Source organism: Proteus sp. fly-1067 (genome assembly GCF_040139345.1).
Lineage (GTDB): Bacteria > Pseudomonadota > Gammaproteobacteria > Enterobacterales > Enterobacteriaceae > Proteus > Proteus vulgaris_B.
This window is the reverse complement of record NZ_JBEEUL010000010.1, coordinates 116,319-135,575: the sequence shown is the minus strand read 5'-3', so window position 1 is coordinate 135,575 and position 19,257 is coordinate 116,319. Positions and strand designations below refer to the sequence as shown.

Sequence of the window (19,257 nt, the reverse complement as noted above, 5' to 3'; positions counted from 1 at the left end):
AAAGATGTTTTTTCGCTATAACTCCTTATGTATAACGTATATTGATAGAAATGAAAGTCGACATAAATATCGTCATTAGTGTCGATGACTCCTCACTATTTCATTATTCGTTACTTGTTCATTGATTTATTCATATTTATTTCCCTTTATTTTTCATTGCATTACAAAAAGCTAAAAAAATATGCTTATTTGGCACACTCTCTGCATAGATAAAGGAGAAGATCAGGTAATAACCTGAAAGTTGATGAACACAGGAGCAATGTTGATGAAAAAAGTCATCACGGTCTGTCCGTATTGCGCCTCAGGATGCAAAATCTACCTGAAGGTGGAAAACGGTAAAATCATTGGCGCTGAAGGAGCCAATGGTTTAACAAACCAAGGTGAGCTGTGTCTGAAAGGGTATTATGGATGGGATTTTATCCATGATACTAAGATACTGACTCCACGTCTTAAAACACCGATGATCCGTCGAGAAAGAGGCGGAAAATTAGAATCGGTTTCTTGGGAAGAAGCGATTGAGTTTGCCAGTAGCAAACTGCTTGCTATCAAAGAGAAATACGGTGCTAAATCTATTATGACAACCGGTTCATCACGAGGTCCGGGTAACGAAGCTAACTTCGTTATGCAGAAATTTGCTCGTGCGGTTATCGGAAATAATAATATAGACTGCTGTGCTCGTGTCTGACACGGCCCTTCGGTTGCAGGTCTGCAGCGTTCGGTCGGTAATGGTGCTATGAGCAACTCAATCGTCGAGATTGAGGATACCAAATGTCTATTTGTCTTCGGCTATAACGCCGCAGACTCGCATCCTATTGTTGCTCGTCGTATTGTTAAGGCGAAAGAAAAGGGTGCCAAAATTATTGTATGTGACCCTCGTTACATCGAAACAGCACGCTTAGCTGATTTACACTTAGGCTTAAAAAATGGTTCTAACATTGCGCTATTAAATGCAATTGCACATGTGATTATTGAAGAAGGATTGCATGATAAATCCTTTATTGAAAATCATACTGAGCAGTTTGAAGAATATTGTAAATTAGTTGAAAGCTATACACCTGAATCGGTTCAAGAAACAACAGGTTTAAGTGCTCAAATCATTCGTGAAGCTGCGCGTATGTACGCAAAAGCAGAAACAGCAACAATTCTTTGGGGGATGGGTGTTACTCAATTCTACCAAGGTGTTGAAACTGTCCGTTCATTGACTAGTTTGGCATTATTAACCGGTAATTTAGGTAAAAAATATGTCGGAGTTGGCCCCGTTCGTGGTCAAAATAACGTACAAGGTGCGTGTGATATGGGAGCATTACCTAACACACTACCAGGTTATCAATACGTTACCGACGAAAAAGCACGTGAGAAGTTTGCTAAGTTCTGGGGCATTGAATCTATGCCTGAAGAAGTGGGCTATGCATTGAGTGAAGTTCCTCATAATATCGATCACGGCTTATTAAAAGCCCACTATGTAATGGGTGAAGATCCACTGCAAACTGAGCCTGATTTAGCAACCATCCGTAGAACTTTTGAAAAACTGGAACTGCTGATAGTCCAAGATATCTTTATGACCAAAACGGCAGCGATTGCTGACGTTATCTTCCCTGCAACATCATGGGGTGAACATGAAGGTGTTTACACTGCTGCAGACCGTGGTTTCCAACGTTTCTATAAAGCGGTTGAACCTGTTGGTGATGTGAAAACAGACTGGCAAATCATCAGTCTGATGGCAACCGCAATGGGTTATCCAATGCATTACAACAATACCAAAGAGATTTGGGATGAGTTGCGTGAGTTATGCCCAATTTATTATGGTGCGACTTACGAAAAAATGGCGGACTTGGCTTATATTCAATGGCCTTGCCCAACAGAGGATAGTCCAGGTACACAATATTTGTATGATGGTGGTAACTTTGATACCCCTAACGGTAAAGGTCAATTCTTTACTTGTGAGTGGGCGCCACCAATTGACAAACTTTCTGATGAATTCCCAATGGTGCTGGCAACAGTCCGTGAGGTTGGGCACTACTCTTGCCGTTCAATGACGGGTAACTGTAAAGCATTGGCGGCATTAGCTGATGAGCCGGGTTATGTTCAGTTAAACACTGAAGATGCCAAACAACTAGGAATTAAAGATCAAGAGCTAGTTTGGATACGCTCTCGTCAAGGTAAAGTGATTACGCGTGCTGCAGTCAGTGATAGACCGAATAAAGGCGCGGTATATATGACTTACCAGTGGTGGATTGGTGCTTGTAACGAACTCGTTGCGGAAAATTTAAGCCCAATAACCAAAACACCTGAGTATAAATATTGTGCAGTATGTGTTGAGCCAATCAAGGAACAGGCTCAGGCAGAACACTATGTGAAAACGGAATATAGCAATATTAAACGTCGTTTAAGAGAAGCCGCCGAGGGCTAATTTTATCTGATTAATATTACTTTTCTGCCTTAAGACCGAGTTTATTGACCTTGTGTCAGTAAGCTCGGTTTTTTTATAATTTTTTATTGTCACAAGCTCTTTTTTCTACAGCTTATCGTTAAACCCTCTTTTTATCTGTCTGAATATTCACCATGCGTTGGCTCACAATAAAAAAAGTAACATGTTACTTTTGACGTAATCCGTTTCTAAATCAAGTGGATAAATTGCTTTTTATTTAAGGCCAGCGCAGGATGCTGTCATGGAAATGAGTGTAAGAAAACAACAACGAGATACTGTATGAAAAAACTCATTAATGCCCTACAAGCGTTTGGTAAATCCTTATATGGACCCGTCTTGATATTGCCTATTATCGGTTTATATATCGCTTTAGGTAACGTCTTTGGTAATGGCAATCTTGCGGAATATATTCCGTTTTTAAATCACCCGGTTATTCAAAGTATTGGACAATTACTCGCAAAATCATCGGTTGCTATTTTAGTCAATTTGGCACTGATTTTTGCTGTAGGTATTCCTGTTGGCTTAGCAAAAAAAGATAAAGGTTATGCAGGGCTAATTGGCTTAGTCGTGTTTGTTATTTTCACGAATGCGATGAATATTACGCTAACACTGCAAGGGAAGTTGGTTAGCGCAGAAGAGATGCGAGCCGCAGGTCAAGGCATGGTGTTAGGTGTTCAAGTCCTTGAGATGGGGGTATTTGCCGGTATTTTAACAGGGGCAATATCTGGATGGCTTTATAATCGTTATTCAGGTCGTCAATTTAGTGGCATTATGGCTATCTATTCTGGTCATTGTTTTGTCGCCATTATTGCTATTCCCTTCACCATTGCATTGGCCGTTTTAATGTGTGAAATCTGGCCTTTTGCTCAGGCAGGTATTACTAAAATGGCACTTGTTATTCATGACTCTGGTGCTTTTGGTGCGCTGATTTATGGATTCTTAGAACGCATTCTTATCCCAACAGGATTACACCATTTAGTCTATACCCCATTCTTGTATACCGAACTAGGCGGTGTTGCTGATGTTTGTGGCACAACTTACCAAGGTGCAAGAAATATCTATTTTGCTGAAATGGCTTGTCCTGACGTGAAACAACTCAGTAGCACTGTAATTTGGGATGCTCGTGGTATTGCTAAAATGTTCGGTCTAACAGCAGCAGCTGTAGCCATGATCTCTGTAGCCAAAAAAGAGAAAAAGCAGATAGCAAAGGCGATTTTAATTCCTGCGGCTGCAACTTCTTTCTTGCTAGGGGTGACAGAGCCTCTTGAGTTTTCCTTCCTTTTTGTTGCTCCTGTTCTATTTTTAGTTCACGCCGTATTGACGGGTATTGGCATGATGCTGTTCTACCTATTAGGTGTTCATGCGATTGGTGCAAATGGTGTCATTGACTTCATTTTATATAACTTGCCGTTAGGGACTGAAAAATCAAATTGGCCAATGTATATCGTGGTGGGTTTGATTATGTCAGCTCTCTATTTCGTTATCTTTAGAACCTTGATTTTAAAACTAGATCTTAAAACTCCTGGGCGAGAGGATGATGATGAAGAAACGCGACTATATAGCAAAGAAGACTATAAGAAAAAAGCAGAAGTAGTCACTGGTGAGGAACAAAACACTAAAATAATTAATAGCTTAGGTGAAGATATTATTGAAGGGCTAGGTGGGCGTGACAATATTGAAGTTGTTGATAATTGTTATACGCGCTTACGAGTCATTGTTAAAAATGTCGATGCAATTCATGAAGATCTACTGAAAAAAACCGGTGCTAAAGGCGTTGTTCGCCACGGTAATAATGTTCAAGTGGTTTATGGATTACATGTAAAAAAAATGCGTGAAGCGGTCGAAGCCGCACTTTAATAGGAGAAAGTAAGATGACGAAATCACCTTTTATCTTAAGTATTGCAGGCGGCGGAAGCACCTATACACCGGGAATTGTAAAAAGTTTAATGGTACGTTTAGAGGATTTTCCACTGAGTGAAATTCGTTTATACGACATTGATAAAGATCGCCAAGATACTATTGCACCCGTGGTTGAAAAAGTGATCCGTGATCATAGTGAGACCATTAAATTTACGGTGACAACAGATCCAGAAACGGCATTTGATGGTGCTCACTTTGTATTTGCCCAAATGCGTGTGGGTCAATACAAAATGCGTGAACAGGATGAAAAAATTCCATTACGTCATGGTGTTGTTGGGCAAGAAACCTGTGGACCCGGAGGACTTGCTTATGGCTTACGCACTATTTTACCAATGGTTGAGCTAATTGATTTAGTTGAACAACATGCCTCTCCTAAAGCATGGATTGTAAACTATTCTAATCCAGCGGCGATTGTTGCTGAAGGTGTGCGTCGTTTACGTCCTAATGCTCGAGTATTGAATATCTGTGATATGCCTGTTGCGGCAATGCGTAATATGGCCGCTGTATTAAAAGTGGATCGTCATGATTTAGATGTGGATTATTTTGGCTTAAATCACTTTGGTTGGTTTACTTCAGTGCGCGTAAAAGGCGAAGAAAAACTGCCTGAATTACGTGAACATATCGCTAAATTTGGTCTTTTAACAGAAGATGCGGCACAAACTGACCCACAACATTCTGATCCATCATGGGTAAAGACGTGGCGTCATATTCAGCCATTAATGGAAGCATTCCCTGAATATATTCCAAACCCATATTTACAGTACTACTTGATGCCAAATTATATCGTGGAACATCAAGATCCTGACTACACTCGTGCAAACGAAGTGATGGATGGTCGTGAAAAACGCCTGTTTGAAGCTGCTCGAGAATATAAAGAGACGGGGATTTTACCAGATGCATTCCATGTCGGTGTTCATGGTGCCTTTATTGTTGATGTTGCTTGCTCTTTAGCTTTTGATTTACGTCAGCGTCACTTGGTGATTGTTGAAAATAAAGGCGCAATTTCTGATTTGCCTTATGATGCGATGGTTGAAGTACCCGCTTATATTACGTCTCATGGTCCTGAGCCTATTCGTGTCGGCGATATTCCTCGTTTCCATCGGACTTTACTGGAACAACAACTGGCATCAGAGCAATTATTGGTGGAAGCAACATTAGAAGGTAGCTATGAAAAAGCACTAGAGGCGTTCACACTGAATAAAACAGTTCCAAGTGTGATCCACGCGAAGAAGATCCTTGATGATATGATCGAAGCAAATCGTGAATATTGGCCTGAATTACGTAAAGCTTATGTAAAGGGCAAGCGTGTTTGATCTCAACACTTGCTGTTAACGAGTAATTGAATAAAAATGCTGTTCTATCACCAGAACAGCATTTTCCTTTTATGTTGGTAAGGACGATGTATCAATGAAGGTAACCGGTATGTCGGCACGATTATCATCTTTACTCTCAAGAGCAACAGAATTAACACGCGCAGAATATCGTATTCTCTCTTATTTAATTGATAACCCAGCACAAGTTGGAAAACTTACGATCAGAGCACTAGCACAAGCCAATTTTGTTTCGACAACGACCATTATGCGACTTTGCCAGAAATTAGGTTTTTCTGGTTATAGCGAGTTGGTTTATTATTGCAAGCAGTTGTTATCCACGGCTGAAAAATCTCATCAATTAAAAAGTGATGAAAACGAGGTAACAGAGCCTCTTTTTGATCAGTTTTTGGCAAATTATTTAAAAACCTTCACGTTAATTTCAGATGAAAAAAGACACGCTTTTGTTAATTTAATTAACAGTAAGAATTCATTTTTTATTTATGGTGCAGGATTTTCTCATATATTCTCAGAATATATCAGTAAGCGATTACAACTGATTGGCAAGGATGCATTTCTCTCAGGATTGAGCGACAGTAAGAATATCTTTATTAATAATGCTTCACGCTATACCGTTTTTATTGCGATATCTCGTAGTGGAGAGACAGAGCAAGTAGTTGAAAAGGTGAGAATAGCAAAAAGTATTGGTATGAAGATTGTTGCATTTACTCGTGCAAGTGCCAATCCATTGGCAGAACTTGCTGATATTCATTTTCCCATTTATGACGATGCAGTGAATTATCATTGTGATACTATCGAAAGCTCATCTTTTGAATCGAACCTTGTCTTGATTATTGATTTATTACTTAGCCGAGCTCAACGATTTTAATTTATATAATAACGCTTTATGACTAAGCAACTGACTGATTTAAATAAAGCGTTAAGGGTAAATCAGGGTGTGCATTCATTGAATCAAATTTATGTGACGGGTGAGCATCAACGGTAGGATAACGAGATAATAAAACCATAAAATCTTGGTAAGCCTGATTTTTATTATCATGAGTAAAAATAGGTGTACCGCTATGATTTAACTCATTATCTGCAATTAATAAAACATCAAGATATTGTGCATTATTGTGTTCATACAGCACATTTTCAGGATTAATTTCTTGCCAAGGTGTTCCTATGGCTTCTTGTGGTGAATGAACACGTAAAGCACCTGTATTGTCCTTAACATTATGCTTATTCATCGTAACAATCATGGTGTGGTCAACTCCATCCTTATGCACTCCTTCAATTGAAAGTTCGCTTAAAGAATCCGGTTGAGCAATTAATCTTAAATGAAAAACAGTCGATATTGATTTTGGCGATTGTTGATCTGTTAAGTGGCGAGGAGTAAATGTATTGCCTTGAATTAATAGCATTTTTAACTTTAATAAGGCTTGATAGGCTGTATTGCTCTGCCAGCGATCATCAAGTGCTCTAAAATGTCTTTGTGCACCACTGTCTTCACGAATAAATCCATCTTCCTCAGTGAGAACAAAAGGTTGGTACTCTAATCTGGAGATAGTTTCTATGTCATTATCAAAAAGGTAGCGTCCTGTTCGAGAGTGACGAAACGAAAGGGTAGGATCTTGTGCTAAATAATCGCCGTACTCTATCAGAGTATTAATATCTTTTTCTTCAGCGCCTAATTGTTTTATTAAATCAATAACAACATTTTGAGGAATAAAGACATATTTATTATTTTTATATTCTTTTTTTATCTCATTAATTTTATTTGTAAGCAGGCTGTTCATATATAATATGCTCCATTGATGATTTATATTATTAATAATTAATTAGAGGAATGATAAGTAAAATATAATTACTTTTATTATAGATAGAGATTAATAAGTTTCAAATGAATTAAAAAAGAGAGTGTAATAAAATTATTACACTCTCTTTATATAAATAAGAAATTATTTCAAGATTAAAGTATTTCTGGAATTGAAATACCTAAACGTTGCATCCGTGATAATAACGTTGTTCGTTTTAATCCTAGTTTTAAAGCTGCACCTCTGGCTCCAGCAACAACACCATTGGTTTCTCTTAACGCTTGAATGATCCTTTCTCGCTCCTCATCATCACTTTCTGGCGCATTAGTTTGCATGCGTTTTTCAATTGATGATGGTTGAGTCAGTACCTGTTTTAAACGAGAGGGCTTATTAATGTGAAGCTCTTTTAATTGAAGGTTTAATGTTGAACCTCGAGTTAAAATAACAGCACGCTCAATAATATTTTCAAGCTCACGGACATTACCTGGCCATGGATAAAGTGTTAATTGTTCCAATGCATTGGCCGGAATACAATCTATTTTTCTATCCATTCTACGGGCAATTTTTTGTGTAAAATGTTTAACCAAAAGTGGAATATCTTCTGGTCGTTCTCTTAACGGCGGAATAATAATAGGGAAGACATTAAGGCGATAATAGAGATCTTCTCTAAATTCACCTTCATCTGTTAATTCATGAAGATCTTTATTGGTTGCTGCAATCAGCCTAACATCAACAGGAATAACTTTATTACCACCCAGTCTTTCTATTTCTCGCTCTTGAAGAACACGAAGTAGTTTAGGTTGTAATTCAATTGGCATATCACCAATTTCATCAAGAAATAGAGTGCTTTTATCCGCCATTTCAAATCGACCAATATGTGTATTGGTTGCACCCGTAAATGCGCCTTTGTCATGGCCAAAAAGATCGCTTTCTAATAGGCCAGAAGGTACAGCAGCACAGTTCATCTTTATCATCGACTTACCTTTGCGCTGACTAAGACGATGAATCGCTCGTGCAATTAATTCTTTACCTGTACCTGTTTCACCTAAAATAAGTACAGTGCTATCACTTTGTGCCACTAATTCAATTTGTTCGAGCACATTATGCATAGCGTCGCTTTGGTAAATAATCTCACTAAAGCACCCATTTTTATCTATTTGCTCATTAAGCCAAATATTCTCATTCTTTAAACTGTCTTTTAGATGCGTTATTTCTTCATATGCGGCTGCGTTTTCAATAGCGATACCAATACGAGCCGCAATCTGTTGTAGCAATTGGCAGGTATCGTCGGTAAAAACACTACCGATTTCATGTGCTAAAATTAATAAACCTAGTGGTTTATGATTAAAAGCCAGTGGCAATAACAAAGCCGTCTGCATATTTTGCTTAACTAGACGTTTAATCAAAACATCTTCTTGATCTTCATTATTAATATCAATTAAGACAGGTTTGTTTTGATTAATAATTTCTTCTGCTTTGTTATTCGCGCTACTAAACTTACGTTGTTGACGGATGACTGATTTTCCAGTCTGATAACGGCTAGAATAAAGAATACCTTCATGACTATTTTGTGATGAAGTACGGCATAACATTAGACTAATATGATTTAGTCCAAAAAAACGATGTATTTCTTTAGAGACTTCAGAAATAAGACCATCCATGTCTAGATGAGCTAATACAGAGTTTGTGATATCAACCAATATTCGATATTGGTTACGCTCATTACGAAGGCTCTCCATAGTTTCAGCATTGTTACTGCTTAATTTCATGACACCACCGATTGCCCTAAAAAATTAGCTATATTGTAGTAGGTTTATAATAAATTTATATCAATGACTGAATCATTTTTGATCCAACCCGCTATTTTTGTATCTGTAATGAAACTTAAAAATATAAACTTATCAAATTGTTATATATTTGATTATATAGCGTTTTAATTTATCGTCAAAAATGTCGAATAATTTGACGAAGTGACTTATTTATTAATTAATAATCATTTTTATTTAAAAATTATTTAATTGAAAAATAAGGAATAGTTATATCAAAAATATATTGGCATGAACCGTGCTAGATTCATTCTATAGATACTCTAATTATTACTCTTAATTAGAATAACTCGTTGCATTTATCGCCATATATAACGGCTATATATAACAGCTATATATAACAAAAAGCAGGAGAATATGATGAACCGTTTCATCATTGCAGACCCTAAAAAATGTATTGGTTGCCATACTTGTGAGGTAGCTTGTGTGGTTTCACATCAACAAGCCGATCAAGATAATTTAGCCATTGAGCAAATTAGTGAGCAAAATTTTCAACCACGAATTCATGTGGTTAAAGGATTCTCAATTAGTACAGCTGTTGTCTGTCACCAATGTGAAGATGCCCCTTGTGCAAATGTGTGCCCGAATGGTGCCATTATTCATAATAAAGATTATTACTATGTCGATCAGGATAAATGTATCGGCTGTAAAACCTGTGTGTTGGCTTGCCCTTATGGCACTATGGAGGTGGTTTCACGCCCTATTATGCGCAAATTAACTGCGCTCAATACTATTGATGCATTTAAGGCTGAAGCAAATAAATGTGATTTATGCCATCACCGAGAAGCGGGGCCTGCATGTATTGAAGTTTGCCCAACACATGCTTTAGTGTGTATTGATAGAGACGCACTTGAAGATATGGTGAAAGAGCGTCGTCGTAAAGCGGCTTTTGAAACCGGTGCTGAATTGTTGTTTTAAGATCAATAATAAAGCAACTATGTACTGATACTATAGTTGCTATTATTTATCCTGCTTCAATAAGGTATCGACATGCATGAAATCACACTTTGCCAAAGTGCATTTGAGATAATAGATTCTCAGGCAAAATTAAATAATGCAAAAAAAGTAAAAAGCGTATGGATGGAAATTGGTGCATTATCTTGTGTTGAAGTGAGTGCGCTTGAGTTTTGTTTTGATATTGTTTGCAGAGACACTATTGCACAAGGCTGTGAATTACATATAGAAGTTATTCCTGCAAAAGCGTGGTGCTGGGATTGTCATCAAGTCGTGACGGTTTCAACGTTTAACGCAGGGTGCCCGTCTTGTGGTAGCCAAAATATGCGTGTTGAGAATGATGATGCAATGCGAATAAAGCAAATAGAGATCGAATAGGGGTTGTTATGTGTCTTGGTATTCCAGGTCAGGTTGTTGAAGTAGGAAAAACAATCACTGAAAATGCAATGGTCGATGTTTGTGGTGTAAAACGTGAAGTGAATATTGCACTAGTCTGTGAGGGAGAGCCTCATACGATGATTGGAAAGTGGGTATTAGTACACGTGGGTTTTGCCATGAGTATCGTCAATGAAGAAGAAGCAAAAGAGACTCTGGATGCCTTGATGGCAATGGGAGAAGTGGAAGATGATGTCTCTGCTTTTCTTTATGGTGAAGACGGCGCACCTAAAAAAAATTGAGTTAATTTTATGCTATTGCATGATTAATTTCTTTTTCTTATACTAGGTCGAGTTGATCTTTTCTTGCTATAAAACAAGCAGAAAAGATCAATATGCTCTACACCTTCATCTTTTAAAAGCTGGGACGACCCAGCTTTTTGTCTTTGTATTCAGGGGACGACCCCAATTTATCGATAGGGGACGTTATGTCTTGGATTATTCTTTTTGTTGCGGGTTTATTGGAAATCGTTTGGGCCGTTGGTCTTAAATATACACACGGTTTTACACGCTTAACACCAAGTATTATCACGATTAGTGCCATGGTTGTGAGCATGGGAATGTTATCTTATGCCATGAAAGGTTTACCTGCGGGTACTGCTTATGCAATTTGGACGGGTATTGGTGCTGTCGGTACTGCAATCTTTGGTATTTTGGTCTTTGGTGAGTCTGCGAATATCTATCGCTTATTGAGTTTAGCGATGATTATTTTCGGTATTATTGGGCTGAAACTAGCGAGTTAAACCCTGAATATCCGATATAAAAAAAGCCACTCATTGAGTGGCTTTTGGCCGAAAATAAGATGTATCACTGTTAAATATAGCCACAATATTTATTAATCTCGAAGAAGTTCCACATAGCGATTATAGGTATAACTTCTATGTCGCGCTTTACCTGATGTTTCAGTCAAAATTTCTGCTTCAACCAGATTTTTCACTGCGGTATTTGCTGTTGGATAAGTCACATCAAGAAGCTCAACTGCTCGCTCTACAGTGAGTTTTGGCATTGTTGGCAAATATTCAAATAGGCGAATAGTATGCACGGATGTTGAATGCATTGAGAGGAGCTTTTTTCTATCATTAGCAAATAATGTCGCAATTTTTATAATATTTTGTTGTGCTTCATCTGCTGAAAAACATACGGCTTCAAGAAAAAATGTTACCCATTTTTCCCAATTACCATCGTTTCTGATATCTGTTAAGCACTGATAGTAGTATTGCTGATGCCTTTTTAAATAGCCTGATACATACAAAAGAGGTTCTTTCAGTAATTGCCATTCTTCAAGAAGCATGGCAATTAACAAGCGGCCAATGCGTCCGTTACCATCAAGGAATGGGTGAATAGTTTCAAACTGAGCATGTACTAATGCAATACGCACTAATGGCGGTAATGATGGAGAAGAATTATGAATAAATTTTTCCAGATCAGACAGTAACTCATCCACTTTTTCTGGTGGAGGAGGGACATAAGAAGCATTACCGGGTCTAGTTCCTCCAATCCAGTTCTGTGTTGTCCTTATTTCTCCAGGTTGTTTTGTTGCGCCACGAGAACTTGATAATAGGATCCGATGGGCTTGTTTAAGTAGGCGGATACAAACAGGTAAACCTGATGGTGAGTTAAGCTCATTATTAACAAATTTATATGATTGCAGATAATTAGTCACCTCTTCAACATCATCAATATTTACAACAGTAAGTCCTGCTTCTTCATCAAAGATATCAGTTAACGTTGCTTGTGTACCTTCCAACTGTGAAGTTAGTAGAGCTTCTTTACGAATAGCGCTATATACCAGCCACTGACTAGAAGCAACGAGTCCAGACATACCAGATAGTTTTGCTAAAGAATTTTCAGCTTTTTTATTTGATTCTAAATACGATGTGGGATCTATCTTGGGTGGTAAAGGCGCTGGTATAAAAGCTTTAACTGTTTCAGCATAGCTATGCGTTTCGATAAATTGTCCTGATGTGCGTTTCATTAAAAAATCCTTTTATTGTGGTTAGTGTTATTAAAGTATACTTTAATAACACATAACTTATTAAAAAATTTTTTAATAAGATTTAAGTTATTAAAGCATGCTTTAATAAGATAGATGTAATTAAAAAATTTTTGCCTACGGTATTGTGGTGATATAACTGTGATATAGCCTATTGTGTGGCTAAGGATTTCGGAGGGATAGAAGAATATATAATGTATTTCAATACCTAACGAATTAAGACCGAGTTAAAAAGACCAAATCCTAGTAAATATAAAATGAGATCTAGCCAGTTAAACCTGAATTTTACCCATAAAAAAGCCACTCATTGAGTGGCTTTTTATCTTACGTACTAATCAATTACAGTGTAAATACGCCAATGATAGCGAGAACACTGATAATCGCAGCACCACCATAAAATACCCATTTGCTTGCAGGTACATGCACTTTAAAATCATGCAAAGTATGGTGAATACGGTGTAATGCACACCAAACTGGCAGAATGATCATCAATAGTAAGAACAGACGGCCAATAATGCTTTGGCTAAATGCCATAATACGTTCATAAGTAAATGCTTCTGGCGCAATACCCATAGGGATTAGGATACCGAGCAGGATGATGATTGCTGGAGAAACAATCGCACTCCACATACCACCTGCACCAAATAATCCCCAGAAAATAGGTTCATCAGAGCGCTTAGGAAGTTGATTCTGATTCATTATTTCCTCCTGGGTTACATTAACGCCACTGCCAGAATAGCGGCAGTAACAACGATAGTGACAGCCCAAAAACCACGAACAATAGGCTCTTGAGGCATTTTTTCATCTTTAACAACGATAACCACAGCTTTTGGTGCAAGTTTAAACCAAGTTGCAGTGTGGAATACTGTTGCAATAAGAGTCACAATGTTAATCAGCATTACAATTGGGTTGCTCAGGAATCCAACGAAACCTGCCCAACTTTCTGGTCCATTTTTCAGTGCGAATACACCAAACAGTACAACCAGACTGAACCAAAGTTGTGGAAGACAAGTACCTTCACGGGTGATATAGAAACGATAGAAACCGAGTTTCGTCCACCAGTTTGGTTGCATGCCACGAACATAAGGCTTACGTTTTGTTGTCATGTCTTGTTTCCTCCTTAACGTGGTTTCAGCATCGCAATGACAAAGTCTTGCGCGCTGGCTGCTTTACCTTGCTGAATAGCAGCAGCAGGGTCCACATGTTTTGGACAGACTTCAGAACAGTAGCCAACAAAGGTACAAGACCAGACACCGTTCTCACCATTTAACTGAGGCATACGCTCTTTTGCCCCATGGTCGCGACTATCTGTGTTATAACGTTGAGCTAACGTAATCGCTGCTGGACCAATAAACTCTGGGTTCAAACCAAACTGAGGACATGCTGCATAGCAAAGGCCACAGTTGATACAACCAGAGAACTGGTGGTATTTTGCCATTTGAGCAGGAGTCTGTTTATTCGGACCTTCTGAAGGCTTACGATCATTACCGATGATATAAGGTTTAATCGCTTCTAAGCTTTCGATAAAGTGAGTCATATCAACAACGAGGTCGCGCTCAACTGGGAAGTTACCTAGAGCTTCAACTCTTACGCCGTCTGGATATTCACGAATAAAGGTTTTACAAGCCAATTTAGGTACTTTGTTGACCATCATGCCGCAAGAGCCGCAAATCGCCATACGGCAAGACCAACGGTAAGAAAGATCAGGCGCTAAATTGTCTTTAATATAACCCAATGCGTCCAGTAATGAGGTTTGCTCATCATAAGGAACATCATAAGTGACGAAATGAGGTGCTTCGTCAGTTTCTGGGTTATAGCGCATGACTTCCATTTTAATGTGCTTCATGTCATCAGCCATTCGCTTTCTCCTTATTCTGCTTGTCTTGTGCAGTCGCTTCACCACCATAGACACGTTTAGCAGGAGCAGACTTAGTGATCTTCACATCGCTATATTCTAAACGAGGGGCACCTTCTGGGTTATAGAACGCCAGAGTATGTTTCAGGAAGTTCACGTCATCACGCTCAGTACAACCTTCGTCAAGACGTTGGTGTGCACCACGAGACTCTTTACGATTGATTGCAGAATGAGCCATACATTCAGCGACATCTAAACCAAAGCCAAGCTCAATTTTGTACAGTAAATCTGTATTAAAGACGCTACTGGTGTCTTTAATTTCAACACGTTTGAAACGTTCTTTTAATTCAGCCAGTTTATCAACGGTTTTTTGCATTAACTCAGGTGTACGGTAGATACCGCAACCTTCTTCCATTGATTCACCCATTTCATCGCGAATTTGAGACCAGCTTTCAGAACCTTTTTGGTTCATCAGTTTTTTCAGGCCATCTTCAATGTCACGAGTACGAGCATCTAATGCTGATGCGTTAGCAGGTGCTGCTTCTTGAGCACAACGAACCGCTTCTTCACCCGCAAGGCGACCAAATACAACCAGTTCTGCCAGTGAGTTAGAGCCTAAACGGTTAGCGCCGTGTAAGCCAACAGATGAACATTCACCTACTGCAAACAGACCTTTAATACGCGTTTCTGTTTGTTGGTTGGTTTCGATACCACCCATAGTGTAGTGAGCAGTAGGACGAACAGGGATTGGTTCATTAACTGGGTCAACACCCACATACGCTTTTGCCAGTTCACAAATAAATGGCAGACGTTCATGAAGTTTTTTCGCACCCAGATGACGTAAGTCAAGATGAACAACGTCACCACGGTGAGTTTTGATAGTACGGCCTGCACGCCACTCATGCCAGAATGCTTGAGAGACTTTATCGCGAGGGCCTAATTCCATGTATTTATTTTCTGGTTTGCCTAATGGTGTTTCTGGTCCTAGGCCGTAATCTTGCAGATAACGATAGCCATCTTTATTGACCAGAATACCACCTTCACCACGACAACCTTCAGTCATCAGAATACCTGAGCCTGGTAAGCCGGTTGGGTGATATTGAACAAATTCCATATCACGCAGTGGAACGCCATGGCGTAAAGCGATACCCATACCATCACCCGTTACAATACCGCCATTGGTATTGAAACGATAAACACGTCCAGCACCACCGGTTGCCATAATGACAGCATTTGCACGAATTTGAACTTTCGTACCTTCCATCATATTGATAGCAACAAGACCACGAGCGTGACCTTCATCAACAAGGATATCGAGAACAAAGTGTTCGTCAAAACGTTGAATCTGTGGATATTTTAAGGATGTTTGGAACAGGGTATGTAGCATATGGAAGCCGGTTTTATCGGCTGCGAACCAGGTCCGTTCGATCTTCATCCCACCAAAACGTCGGACGTTGACTGACCCGTCTTCTTTACGGCTCCAAGGACAGCCCCAGAGTTCTAGTTGAGTCATCTCTGTTGGACAATGCTCAACGAAGTAATCTACGACATCCTGTTCACACAACCAGTCACCGCCTGAAACGGTATCATTGAAGTGGAAATCATAGGAGTCGTGAGCCTGAGTCACTGCTGCTGATCCACCTTCTGCTGCCACGGTGTGGCTACGCATTGGGTAAACTTTTGAGATCAGAGCAATTTTCAGTTGAGGATTCGCTTCCGCGGCAGCTATTGCTGCTCGTAAGCCTGCGCCCCCGGCTCCGATTATCGCTATATCGGCATTAAAGGTTTGCACTGCGCTTCTCCATTGTTCAAGTGAAAATTGGAATAATTGTCTAGAATTCAATTCACTGACATTATTAATTTGTAATGCTATTTTTTTAAGCTATCCGTAACGAAATTGTTTCACTGCCTTGTGACTGCGCTTGATAACATCTTTATTATCATTGACTGTAATTTTAGTATAACGAAATGTAGGGCACCGAAATTTGATATGAATGATGGTTTTCCCGTATTTCGCAAAAAAAGTGTGATCCACGCCAAGAATTCTGGGTTTTGATAATAAGAGCCCAGAGAAACTTGAAGATAAAATAGAATATATTTTTTTAAATTGAAAATTATAAATAGTAATGAATAATCCGTTTTTAAAGTATAGATAACTTTAATTGAAAATGACAAGGTTTTTTTGTTATTTATTGATTTTAAAGAGTAAATGTTTATGTCTTTCATTTAGGTAATTTAAATTAATAAAAAGTCATTCTGAAAATTAAAATAAATTTTTTACTATTTATCTAAAACAAATCGGTTTGTCTTGTTAATTGTTAATAAAATATTAATAATATTTCTAAAGGTTTTTAATACTCGTCAAAATACGCAAATTTAAATAGAAAGTTAACGTTGAAGTTAAAATGAGATTGGCTATTCAAATATAAGCATTGTGTTAGATTATTGTTATTCGCAATTGAGAAAAAGAATTATTACAATTTACTATTATTATAAAATAATAGCTAAAGAGTTGCCTCTGGTGCATTGGATTGATGTTTATTTCGACGATAAAAAGTACCTTAAAGTAGATGTTTTGTAGAATTACATTTATTTGTCTTATGTGTTTTTACTTAAAAAACTATAAAGATAATGAATAAACATAAAATGAAACGCCTCTTTAATTAGGGAGAAATTTGTCTGTTGAAGAGGATGCGAGTAAACTGCACGCTTTGTTTTCTGTTGGAGTTTTTTGTTCATGAGTGATATCGCGGATTGGCAGCCAAGCGCCTCAATCGCCAACTTACTGAAAAAGGCGAAAATAGTCAGTAATATTAGGCGTTTTTTCGCTGATCGTGGTGTGTTAGAAGTTGAAACACCTATGATGAGTCAGGCTACCGTTACCGATGTTCATCTTTTCCCATTTGAAACTCAATTTGTCGGGCCAGGTGCTTCACAAGGGCTAAAACTTTATTTGATGACAAGCCCTGAATATCACATGAAGCGTTTATTAGCGGCAAACAGTGGGCCTATTTATCAAATGGGGCGTTGCTTCCGTAATGAGGAAGCCGGTAGATATCATAATCCGGAATTTACGATGCTAGAATGGTATCGTCCTTGTTTTGATATGTACCGGTTGATGAATGAAGTCGATGATTTATTGCAAGAAGTGTTAGATTGTGAAGCGTCAGAATCACTCTCTTATCAACAAGCATTCTTGCGCTATCTTGATATCGATCCTTTATCAGTTGATAAAGAAAAATTACGAGAAGTGGCAGCAAAACTAGATTTATCAAATATTGCAGATACTGAGGAAGATAAAGATACACTGCTTCAGTTGTTATTTGTCTCTGGAGTTGAGCCACATATCGGTTTAGAAAAACCAACCTTTATCTATCATTTCCCTGCGTCACAAGCGTCATTGGCTGAGATTAGTTCAGAAGATCACCGTGTTGCAGAGCGCTTTGAAGTCTATTTTAAAGGTGTGGAGTTAGCAAATGGATTCCGTGAGCTAACGGATGCGCAAGAACAACGCCATCGCTTTGAACGTGATAATCGCCAGCGAGTGGCAATGGGATTACCTGAGCAACCTATTGATGAGCGCTTTTTAGCTGCCCTTGAAGCAGGATTACCAGAGTGTTCTGGTGTTGCTTTGGGTGTTGATCGTCTCATTATGTTGGCGCTTGGTGTCGATCGTCTTAGTGATGTGATTGCATTCCCTGTTTACAGAGCATAAGCTCACCTATCGATGAAGATTAAAAAAGAGAGCCAAGGCTCTCTTTTTATTTTTTAGATTTTCGGCTTTGTCTTCGTTTTTCTTCTGCTTCAAGTGCTTTTTCTTGAAACTTTGCAAACTTATCTCCTGTTACGTCTTTCATATAGCGATAATTAATAAACCAAAACGTAATGCACGAAAATAAAATAACCCACCAAATTAAAAGTAGTTTTAATGAAGAATTAACGCCTAGCATTAAATTAAAGCTAATTAAGACCATTAAGCTGACGAAGATTGAGCTAAATAGTCCACCAGCAATTTGTGACATATATTTTTTTAAAGGAGTGATACTTATTAATGGCAAAATAATGGCCATAGAAAACAGCACGCCAAATGTGGCAAACATAATAATCGAAATAGGTTCATCAAAGCTTAGAAACCAATCCGTTATGCCAAAAAAAGAAAAAGGAATTTCTATCATGATATTACCTCCCTACTAGGGTAAAAAAGAGGGATATCTTTAAATTTAAAAATAAATGTAAATAACACATTAGGGAAAATATGTATTTCAGTATTATAGAGAGTCACGGATTGATTGAAGAATTCTCGTCTGTCAGCTATGCATTCTTCTAGTTCTTTCGCTTGTATTTGTAATAGGTGTAAGTTTTTTCCACTGATAAGTTCAGGGTAATTTTCAGCAATGATGAGTGATTTTTTTATTTGAGGTAATAACTGATTAGCTAAATCAACTTTTTGGTCTAATACATCTGCGCGTAAATAGTGATCTCTATTTTTAGCTAATTTTTCAAATAAGGCCTTCTCATGCTCCATCGCTTTTTGTGTAATCACTATCAGCATGGGGATCAAATCAGCTTGTTTTTTTAATAAAACATCAATATTTGCAAAGGCTTTATAACAATTATTCTTTAACATCACCATGTTGTTATAAATCATCACTAATTGGCGTATTAAGAAATAAACCAAAGTGAGAATAAAAATGATGAAAATAAGCCATTCCATATAATT

The 19,257-nt window shown here is 38.2% G+C and carries 18 protein-coding genes; 9 read left to right on the top strand and 9 right to left on the bottom strand.

Translation table 11 applies throughout. The annotated features are described in order from the left end of the window. Positions 1-265 precede the first annotated feature (265 nt). The 4 genes from fdhF to ABN217_RS14060 all read left to right on the top strand — a co-directional run bounded on the left by fdhF (position 266) and on the right by ABN217_RS14060 (position 6,547). Complete coding sequence (gene fdhF / locus ABN217_RS14075) at positions 266-2,410, top strand: formate dehydrogenase subunit alpha (RefSeq protein ID WP_196554884.1); 2,145 nt, start codon at positions 266-268, stop codon at positions 2,408-2,410. Between the two features lie 297 nt (positions 2,411-2,707). Beyond that, positions 2,708-4,285, top strand: coding sequence for a PTS transporter subunit EIIC (locus ABN217_RS14070; protein WP_196554883.1), 1,578 nt, complete (start codon positions 2,708-2,710; stop codon positions 4,283-4,285). A 14-nt stretch (positions 4,286-4,299) separates the two neighbouring features. Continuing rightward, the gene (locus ABN217_RS14065) at positions 4,300-5,661 is read left to right on the top strand and encodes a 6-phospho-alpha-glucosidase (RefSeq protein WP_072069840.1); all 1,362 of its coding nucleotides are present in this window, start codon (positions 4,300-4,302) and stop codon (positions 5,659-5,661) included. Between the two features lie 109 nt (positions 5,662-5,770). Beyond that, positions 5,771-6,547, top strand: a complete 777-nt coding sequence (locus ABN217_RS14060) for a MurR/RpiR family transcriptional regulator (RefSeq protein ID WP_072069839.1) — start codon at positions 5,771-5,773, stop codon at positions 6,545-6,547. A 22-nt stretch (positions 6,548-6,569) separates the two neighbouring features. Here ABN217_RS14060 and ABN217_RS14055 read toward each other — a convergent pair whose 3' ends face one another. Continuing rightward, positions 6,570-7,457: a 2OG-Fe dioxygenase family protein gene (locus tag ABN217_RS14055; RefSeq protein WP_196554882.1), complete on the bottom strand. Its 888-nt coding sequence runs from the start codon at positions 7,455-7,457 to the stop codon at positions 6,570-6,572. Between the two features lie 173 nt (positions 7,458-7,630). Next, positions 7,631-9,244 carry a sigma 54-interacting transcriptional regulator gene (locus tag ABN217_RS14050; RefSeq protein ID WP_115350570.1) on the bottom strand — a complete coding sequence of 538 codons (1,614 nt, stop codon included), beginning with the start codon at positions 9,242-9,244 and terminating at the stop codon, positions 7,631-7,633. A gap of 417 nt (positions 9,245-9,661) precedes the next feature. Here ABN217_RS14050 and hydN point away from each other — a divergent pair, with 417 nt between their 5' ends. The 4 genes from hydN (at position 9,662) to sugE (ending at position 11,432) form a co-directional block, all read left to right on the top strand. Beyond that, complete coding sequence (gene hydN, locus ABN217_RS14045) at positions 9,662-10,219, top strand: electron transport protein HydN (protein WP_349439274.1); 558 nt, start codon at positions 9,662-9,664, stop codon at positions 10,217-10,219. 72 nt (positions 10,220-10,291) lie between these two features. Further along, positions 10,292-10,633: a hydrogenase maturation nickel metallochaperone HypA gene (gene hypA / locus ABN217_RS14040; protein WP_109409209.1), complete on the top strand. Its 342-nt coding sequence runs from the start codon at positions 10,292-10,294 to the stop codon at positions 10,631-10,633. A gap of 8 nt (positions 10,634-10,641) precedes the next feature. After that, complete coding sequence (gene hybG, locus ABN217_RS14035) at positions 10,642-10,932, top strand: hydrogenase maturation factor HybG (protein ID WP_072069834.1); 291 nt, start codon at positions 10,642-10,644, stop codon at positions 10,930-10,932. Positions 10,933-11,117: 185 nt separating this feature from the next. Continuing rightward, on the top strand, positions 11,118-11,432 hold the full coding sequence (gene sugE, locus ABN217_RS14030; RefSeq protein WP_072069833.1) for a quaternary ammonium compound efflux SMR transporter SugE: 315 nt from the start codon (positions 11,118-11,120) through the stop codon (positions 11,430-11,432). Positions 11,433-11,524: 92 nt separating this feature from the next. Here sugE and ABN217_RS14025 read toward each other — a convergent pair whose 3' ends face one another. The 5 genes from ABN217_RS14025 to frdA all read right to left on the bottom strand — a co-directional run bounded on the left by ABN217_RS14025 (position 11,525) and on the right by frdA (position 16,329). Continuing rightward, on the bottom strand, positions 11,525-12,664 hold the full coding sequence (locus tag ABN217_RS14025; protein ID WP_197269590.1) for a Fic family protein: 1,140 nt from the start codon (positions 12,662-12,664) through the stop codon (positions 11,525-11,527). Between the two features lie 357 nt (positions 12,665-13,021). Then, on the bottom strand, positions 13,022-13,381 hold the full coding sequence (frdD, locus tag ABN217_RS14020) for a fumarate reductase subunit FrdD (protein WP_023583699.1): 360 nt from the start codon (positions 13,379-13,381) through the stop codon (positions 13,022-13,024). 14 nt (positions 13,382-13,395) lie between these two features. After that, the gene (gene frdC, locus ABN217_RS14015) at positions 13,396-13,788 is read right to left on the bottom strand and encodes a fumarate reductase subunit FrdC (RefSeq protein WP_036933153.1); all 393 of its coding nucleotides are present in this window, start codon (positions 13,786-13,788) and stop codon (positions 13,396-13,398) included. Between the two features lie 14 nt (positions 13,789-13,802). Further along, the gene (locus ABN217_RS14010; protein ID WP_109409210.1) at positions 13,803-14,540 is read right to left on the bottom strand and encodes a succinate dehydrogenase/fumarate reductase iron-sulfur subunit; all 738 of its coding nucleotides are present in this window, start codon (positions 14,538-14,540) and stop codon (positions 13,803-13,805) included. Beyond that, positions 14,533-16,329 carry a fumarate reductase (quinol) flavoprotein subunit gene (gene frdA, locus ABN217_RS14005; protein ID WP_109395364.1) on the bottom strand — a complete coding sequence of 599 codons (1,797 nt, stop codon included), beginning with the start codon at positions 16,327-16,329 and terminating at the stop codon, positions 14,533-14,535. The genes ABN217_RS14010 and frdA overlap by 8 nt, the downstream gene beginning before the upstream one ends. 945 nt (positions 16,330-17,274) lie before the next feature. On the opposite strand from frdA, the gene epmA reads away from it, so the two are divergent. Continuing rightward, a complete protein-coding gene (epmA, locus tag ABN217_RS14000; RefSeq protein WP_196554879.1) occupies positions 17,275-18,252 on the top strand; it encodes an elongation factor P--(R)-beta-lysine ligase in 978 nt (325 codons plus the stop codon). A 46-nt stretch (positions 18,253-18,298) separates the two neighbouring features. Here epmA and ABN217_RS13995 read toward each other — a convergent pair whose 3' ends face one another. Continuing rightward, entirely contained in the window at positions 18,299-18,712 is a 414-nt protein-coding gene (locus ABN217_RS13995) for a hypothetical protein (RefSeq protein WP_196554878.1), read from the bottom strand. Then, positions 18,709-19,251 (bottom strand): LemA family protein, encoded by a 543-nt coding sequence (locus tag ABN217_RS13990; protein ID WP_197269589.1) that lies wholly within the window; start codon positions 19,249-19,251, stop codon positions 18,709-18,711. Before ABN217_RS13990 ends, ABN217_RS13995 begins: the two co-directional genes overlap by 4 nt. Between the last annotated feature and the right edge of the window lie 6 nt (positions 19,252-19,257).

Bases quoted from the DNA above. Each gene is read 5' to 3' on its own strand.
- ABN217_RS14070 (WP_196554883.1), top strand. From the start codon at position 2,708: ATGAAAAAACTCATTAATGCCCTACAAGCGTTTGGTAAATCCTTATAT.
- ABN217_RS14065 (WP_072069840.1), top strand. From the start codon at position 4,300: ATGACGAAATCACCTTTTATCTTAAGTATTGCAGGCGGCGGAAGCACC.
- ABN217_RS14060 (WP_072069839.1), top strand. From the start codon at position 5,771: ATGTCGGCACGATTATCATCTTTACTCTCAAGAGCAACAGAATTAACA.
- ABN217_RS14055 (WP_196554882.1), bottom strand. From the start codon at position 7,457: ATGAACAGCCTGCTTACAAATAAAATTAATGAGATAAAAAAAGAATAT.
- ABN217_RS14050 (WP_115350570.1), bottom strand. From the start codon at position 9,244: ATGAAATTAAGCAGTAACAATGCTGAAACTATGGAGAGCCTTCGTAAT.
- hydN (WP_349439274.1), top strand. From the start codon at position 9,662: ATGAACCGTTTCATCATTGCAGACCCTAAAAAATGTATTGGTTGCCAT.
- hypA (WP_109409209.1), top strand. From the start codon at position 10,292: ATGCATGAAATCACACTTTGCCAAAGTGCATTTGAGATAATAGATTCT.
- hybG (WP_072069834.1), top strand. From the start codon at position 10,642: ATGTGTCTTGGTATTCCAGGTCAGGTTGTTGAAGTAGGAAAAACAATC.
- sugE (WP_072069833.1), top strand. From the start codon at position 11,118: ATGTCTTGGATTATTCTTTTTGTTGCGGGTTTATTGGAAATCGTTTGG.
- ABN217_RS14025 (WP_197269590.1), bottom strand. From the start codon at position 12,664: ATGAAACGCACATCAGGACAATTTATCGAAACGCATAGCTATGCTGAA.
- frdD (WP_023583699.1), bottom strand. From the start codon at position 13,381: ATGAATCAGAATCAACTTCCTAAGCGCTCTGATGAACCTATTTTCTGG.
- frdC (WP_036933153.1), bottom strand. From the start codon at position 13,788: ATGACAACAAAACGTAAGCCTTATGTTCGTGGCATGCAACCAAACTGG.
- ABN217_RS14010 (WP_109409210.1), bottom strand. From the start codon at position 14,540: ATGGCTGATGACATGAAGCACATTAAAATGGAAGTCATGCGCTATAAC.
- epmA (WP_196554879.1), top strand. From the start codon at position 17,275: ATGAGTGATATCGCGGATTGGCAGCCAAGCGCCTCAATCGCCAACTTA.
- ABN217_RS13995 (WP_196554878.1), bottom strand. From the start codon at position 18,712: ATGATAGAAATTCCTTTTTCTTTTTTTGGCATAACGGATTGGTTTCTA.
- ABN217_RS13990 (WP_197269589.1), bottom strand. From the start codon at position 19,251: ATGGAATGGCTTATTTTCATCATTTTTATTCTCACTTTGGTTTATTTC.